This is a genomic window from Synechococcus sp. Tobar12-5m-g, from assembly GCF_024345415.1.
In the GTDB taxonomy this organism is placed as follows: Bacteria; Cyanobacteriota; Cyanobacteriia; order PCC-6307; family Cyanobiaceae; genus Regnicoccus.
Window position 1 is genome coordinate 1 of sequence record NZ_JAGQBB010000047.1, and the last position, 5,778, is coordinate 5,778.

Annotated in this window: 5 protein-coding genes and 1 pseudogene; all 6 read left to right on the forward strand. The window is 52.2% G+C overall.

The features are described from left to right. Positions 1-415 precede the first annotated feature (415 nt). Positions 416-1,216: an SDR family oxidoreductase gene (locus KBY66_RS15570; RefSeq protein ID WP_255090539.1), complete on the forward strand. Its 801-nt coding sequence runs from the start codon at positions 416-418 to the stop codon at positions 1,214-1,216. A gap of 86 nt (positions 1,217-1,302) precedes the next feature. Next, a complete protein-coding gene (locus tag KBY66_RS15575; protein WP_255090540.1) occupies positions 1,303-2,109 on the forward strand; it encodes a tetratricopeptide repeat protein in 807 nt (268 codons plus the stop codon). Positions 2,110-2,186: 77 nt separating this feature from the next. Continuing rightward, a complete protein-coding gene (locus tag KBY66_RS15580; RefSeq protein WP_255090541.1) occupies positions 2,187-3,011 on the forward strand; it encodes a sulfatase-like hydrolase/transferase in 825 nt (274 codons plus the stop codon). A gap of 116 nt (positions 3,012-3,127) precedes the next feature. After that, a complete protein-coding gene (locus KBY66_RS15585) occupies positions 3,128-4,012 on the forward strand; it encodes a class I SAM-dependent methyltransferase (RefSeq protein ID WP_255090542.1) in 885 nt (294 codons plus the stop codon). Positions 4,013-4,222: 210 nt separating this feature from the next. After that, complete coding sequence (locus KBY66_RS15590; RefSeq protein WP_255090543.1) at positions 4,223-5,230, forward strand: alpha/beta hydrolase family esterase; 1,008 nt, start codon at positions 4,223-4,225, stop codon at positions 5,228-5,230. Positions 5,231-5,381: 151 nt separating this feature from the next. Beyond that, positions 5,382-5,573 (forward strand): annotated as a pseudogene (locus tag KBY66_RS15990) (transposase); the annotation flags it as partial. Positions 5,574-5,778: the final 205 nt, after the last annotated feature.

Consider the following 5,778-nt stretch of genomic DNA (forward strand, 5'->3'; position numbering starts at 1 on the left):
TGGCGTCAACCCGAAGAAGTGTGGATCAACAAGCCACCAGAAGAGCCCGAACCGATCCTCGCGCTAGCCTTGGTCCAGGCCGCCTGAGTGGCAGCCAAGGAGTGACACCTTCCCTGAAAGTCACCGAACCATTGACATCTGTCGCCATTGACTCCATGAGAACGACCAGGCCCCCCAGCAGACGCACCGCTGGTCAAGCTCCATTCGGAGTTGGCGTCACCAGGAGGTCGCTTGGATCACCCTTGGCCACCTGAAGTCTGCGCCGAAACGGTTTCTTTGGCCATGGCCACTGGATCGCCGATCAGGCACCCAATTATGCATGCAGTCATCGAGACCAATCCACTGTATACTCTGTGAATACAAAGTCCCCTGACTAACAGCCTTTTTAGGTTCATCTGTCTTTGCTGAATTTTCAATGAACACTTCCCCGGCCTCCCTACTTCATGGCAAAGTTATTGTAATTACCGGTGCTGGCGGAGGGATTGGGCAAGCCAGTGCCCTGGCCGTTGCTCAGCGAGGGGCTCAGGTCGTCTTGGTAGACCTCAATGCTGAGGCATTAGCTATAGCAGTAGATGCCGTGACCGATATCTCCGAAGCTGACCGCGTGTTAGGGCTGCAGCTCAGCGTTTGCGACCCAGACGCTATGGCGACCATGGCGGATCAGACGGTAGCCCGGTTTGGCAAGATTGATGCTCTGATTGCCTGCGCTGGGATTCTGCGTACTGGCGGCAGCCTTAAGACCGTCGCCGAAACAACTCTAGAGGAGTGGGACAGAGTCATAAACGTCAATCTCACCGGTACGTTTCTCAGCAACCGCGCCGTACTTCCCAAAATGATGGTTCAACGCCATGGCGATATCATCAATTTATCGTCAGTGTCAGGACAGCAGGGCCGAGCCTTTGATGGAGCCTACTGCGCCTCTAAGTTTGGCATCATTGGTTTATCTGAATCCATTGCTGAAGAGGTCGCTTCCTACGGCATCAGGGTGCAGACCTTGCTGCCCGACGCGGTTGATACTCCCTTGTGGCAACAAAACGGGTCGCAAGCGATCCAGGCAGCAGTGAAACTGCCTCCAGAGCGAGTGGCCGAATTTATTCTCTATTTGCTCTGCCTCCCTCCTGACACCCGCCTGTTAAATCCAGTAATAGCCCCAATGAAAACCTCCAAAAAGGCACGGAAAGCGTCCCGCATCGATCAAACAAAAACGGAGACCTAGCCAGTTTTTGCAACAACTTGCAAACCATGCTAGAGTATTAGCAATCGTTGCTTTGAAATGTGACTGCATCGAGGCTCGGGGACACTTTGGGTGGTTCCAGGCTCAGCATTGAGGTTTTAGAAGTTAACGAAGAAAGCTGCCTCGACTTCGCCAGTGCGTTGGCTAAGGAGAAACGTTATCCAGAAGCTATCGCAGAACTTTTAGATATTCTACGCAGTAATCCCAAATCTACCGAAGCTTTGCTCGAGCTCAGCAAGCTTCACCTAGCTACTCATCAGTACGCAAAGGCCCTAGCCTATGTCGAGAACGCCTTGGCCTTGGACCATCACTTATCCGAAGGATACGTTCAGCTGGGCACAACATATCTAAAACAGCATCAAGAAAGCCTGGCTGAGGTTGCCTTCGATCAAGCACTTCGGCTCAATCCCAAATCTGGGATTGCCTACTGCGGACTGGGGATGGTTCAGGTCTCCCAGGGGAAGCGCGACCTGGCCAAGCAATTCTTTTTCACGGCAATTGATCATACCCCCGAACTCGGCAAAGCCTACCTTTATCTGGCCTCTATGATGAGGCAAGAGCGCAGGTTTGAGGAGGCGATTCAGCTAATGACAACGCTTATTGGCATTACACCGGAGGCGCATTATGCATATGAGTATCTTGGGGAGTTGAACTTGTTATATGGTAAGGTGGCAATGGCCAAGACTTACTATGAAAAAGCCTTAACCCTCAATCCAGGGTCCATGAAGGCCAAGGTCGGCCTGGGCCGAGTACTGATACAAAGCAATGACCTAGACAACGCCCTCATAATTTTTAAAAGCATGCATAGTGACGCCCCCTCTAAGCTGGTCAGTCAGCTAGCGAATGGGGCGAATGAGCCCCTTGCTGATGGCTAAGTCTCAACCGATCCACGCAACACACACAACGCATCCCCATTCCTGCTCAATCAGTTCCTCTATCATCAACAATTCCTATGGCCAATAATCTTGTCTACATTGTGATGGACAGTTGCCGATTTGACAGCTACCAAGCTGCCTCCACACCCAATATGAGTCAGATTGGTGCCGTTGAGCAGCGATACAGCTACGCCTCTTGGACATCCCCATCCCACTACACACTGTTGATGGGTCTATTGCCCCACAGCAGCCCCAGGGGTGTGTTTGCCTCGGAGGTCTACAAGCAGGAATTCACAAGATGGGTTGACCGATTGGGTATTCCTGATTTGTCTTTTAAAAACTTTGTGCCCTACCTCTCCTTACCTAAGGTCTTACAGGAGTTGGGTTACAAGACCACCGCTCGTGTATCGATGCCCGTGTTGAATCAGTTCACCACAATCAACACCCACTTTGATGACTACCGGCTCATGCCTAATCACAACGACTTTGCAGGCATCATTGATGATATTAACTTCCCTGACGATGATCCCCGATTTTACTTTTTGAACCTTGGTGAGACCCACTACCCCTACATGCTCGATGGCAGCAGCATGCCTCGAATCTCTGGTGTGCATGGGGTATTCAATGCTATGGATGATTTTATGCTGGCCGAGGCCGACACCAAGGCTGGAGAATTCTTTGATTCTCGTGAAATGAAGCGACTCCACGACCAGCAGGTCTCCTGTGTTGAGTATGTTGATGGTTTAGTCGCTAAGCTCCTAGACAAATGCCCCTCAAATACCCACATTGTCATCACCGCCGACCACGGAGAGTTGTTTGGGGAAGGGGGCTACTTTGGCCACGGCCCAATCATGCATGAGAAATGTTTTGAAGTGCCATTCTTAGAGGGAGCTTGCCCCTGAATTTCGACTTTCCTTCTTCGCGCAGGTAAAATCAGCCTTGCAAGGAGGCCATGGATCATTTGTCACAGGCCAATCGAAGGCCACCACAACACAACACCAATTGGGGAGAATGTCTGATGCAGGTCAACACCACCTATGAACCATTTTCGCAGCAGCCAGAGTACATTCAAGTTAACAGCGAATTTTTGCAAACCCTTCCCTTGAACAGCATCAACCGGGTGCTCGACTTGGCTTGTGGCACAGGTACCCTAGCGGAGATTCTGCTCTCCATCAGGCCGGAGGCGGGCATTGTTGGAATTGATATCTCTGCTACATCATTAGACATCGGTCGGCGTCACTTCAGGGAGCGAGGTCTGCTTGCAGAAAACCAGGCGGAGTTAGATGAACGTATTGCTGATCAGCGTGGGGGAGTACTGTTTGTGGAGGGAAGCGCTGATATCTTGCCCTTCGAGTCTGATGGTTTTGATTTAGTGATGATGGGCAATTCAATTCACATGCTGCCCGACAAAGACAAGCTGCTGTCAGCCATCCATCGGGTGCTGAAGCCCGGTGGACTGTTTGCCTTTAATTCGGCTTTCTTTGTCGGTACCTACCCAGAGGGCACCGAATACGTTTATACTGAATGGATAAAATCGGCTTTGGCTTATATCACCGAGCAGGATGAGGCACTGCGAGAATCCGGAAAACCTGGTATCACCAGGAAACGGGGCAAGGTCAAAAAGGCCTTCAACAAGGGTTGGATGGCAGCGGATCAGTGGGTGAGCCTTCTGGAGCAGAACAGCTTTGGGGTTCAGCACAATGGTTTGCGCACGATGCAGTGGACGCAGGAAAGCTTTGAAACCGTTGGAGCCTATTCAGGTTTTGCGGAGGTCATGATGAGTGGCTATCCAGCTGAAGTGGCCAGCCAGTCGCTGCAAGAAGGGGCAAAGAGAGCCTTCAGTACCTGTGGAGTCAGTGCCATTCCCCGCTATTGGCTGGAAATTGCAGCAACAAAAAAATAGATCTTTCATTATCAAGGCTGCCCGCCCTGGGGTAGAGGAGCTGTTCCTACTCTCCTTCAATACCAACCGAGCAAGCCAAATTTTCAACTGTTATCGCGCTTACGTCATTAAAGGCCCTGAATCACATAGTATCTAGTTTTGCCTTTTCGAGCTTGTTCGGTTCTTGCGGAGTTGCTGACGATGAGACTAGTTACTGCTAAGTTTGTTGGGATGCTGACCTGCTTGCTGATGGCAGGTTCATTGATTGGCTGCGATCACACCATCGCGACGGAGTACTCTGGACCACTAAGAAATTTTCTTCAGCAGAGGCGGGAGGAGCGCCGTCAGGGAATCCGCCCAGGGGGGCGGCAGCAGGAGGATGTTTCGGTGCTGGGACCCAACTTTCAATCGCTCGTGCTTTCTCACCAGGGGAGAATGCGTGACTATCTACTCTACACACCCCCATCGTACAACCCCAACAGCCCAACCCCGGTTGTGTTTGGTTTCCACGGAGGCACTTCCTACAACGTACGTTTTGCCCGCACCACCAATCTTCACAAATTGGCCGATGAGAAAGGCTTCCTAGTCGTCTACCCCAATGCGGTTAATAAGAACTGGAATGACGGCCGTGGCACAGTCAATCAGGACATTGACGATGTTGGCTTTGTCACAGCTTTAATTGAGGAAGTCAAGAGACTGCGTAATGTTGATGCCCGACGAGTCTATGTAACGGGAATTTCTAACGGAGCTTTTCTGGTGCAGCGCTTGGCCTGTGAACGCTCAGATCGTATTGCGGCGTTTTCCTCCATTGCTGGATCAATGCCAACCCCCCTACGGGCTACCTGTAACCCCTCCAAGCCCGTTTCCATCATGATGATCAACAGCCCCAATGACCCCTTTGTGCCCTGGGAGGGTGGAGAAGGAAAGCGGGGCAAAGGGGGAAGTATTTTGTCTATTCTTGGCACTGTCGATTTCTGGCGGCAGCGGGATGGCTGCAGAGCCAGTAATGAGGAAACACTGCCGGACAATGTTCCTGGAGACAACACCAGAGTGTATGTACGTCGATACGGCGACTGCCTTGGTAATACAGCCGTGGTGCTCTATAGAATTGAGGGTGGGGGGCACACCTGGCCAGGAGGAGCAGATCAGCCTGCATGGCTGTTAGGAGCTACTAGCCAGAAGTTGAACGCCACCAGGGTGAGCTGGAATTTCTTTCAAATGCATACCCTTCCTCAGTAGCTAGCTCCTTGTACTCTCCCACCTCTTATTCAGGCTATCCCTTGGGATTTGCTCTCTTTAGCGTTTGATTCTCCCTGTTCAACCTCGATAGCCTTTCACAGGGCCCCCGGAGCCAAACCCGGGGGCTCCGGAAGGATGACTGGTTGACCTGATCGAAACCGCCAAAGCTCACATCCGCGCGAAGGTCGAGCACCCGTTCCGTGTGATCAAGCGGCAGTTCAGATTTCAGAAGACCCGGCTCGGGGCATGCTCAAGAACCGCTGCAAGGTGAACGTCCTGGCAGGCCCTTGTGAACTTATTGATGGTGCGTCATCACTTGCTATGCAAGCTATTGAGGACATGATCGGGGGCCCCCGCCTGCTGCGGTGACTTTCAGGGAAGGTGTCACTCCTTGGCTGCCACTCAGGCGGCCTGGACCAAGGCTAGGAGTTTGTTGCTGATAGAGCAGCGCCCTGCCGGGTATGGCGAATCGCCCCCCTAAGCCGAGTTACTGCAAGGAAGCGGACGCACTGGGGTTCCGCAGACCATTCCCATCGTCGGGCCCTGGC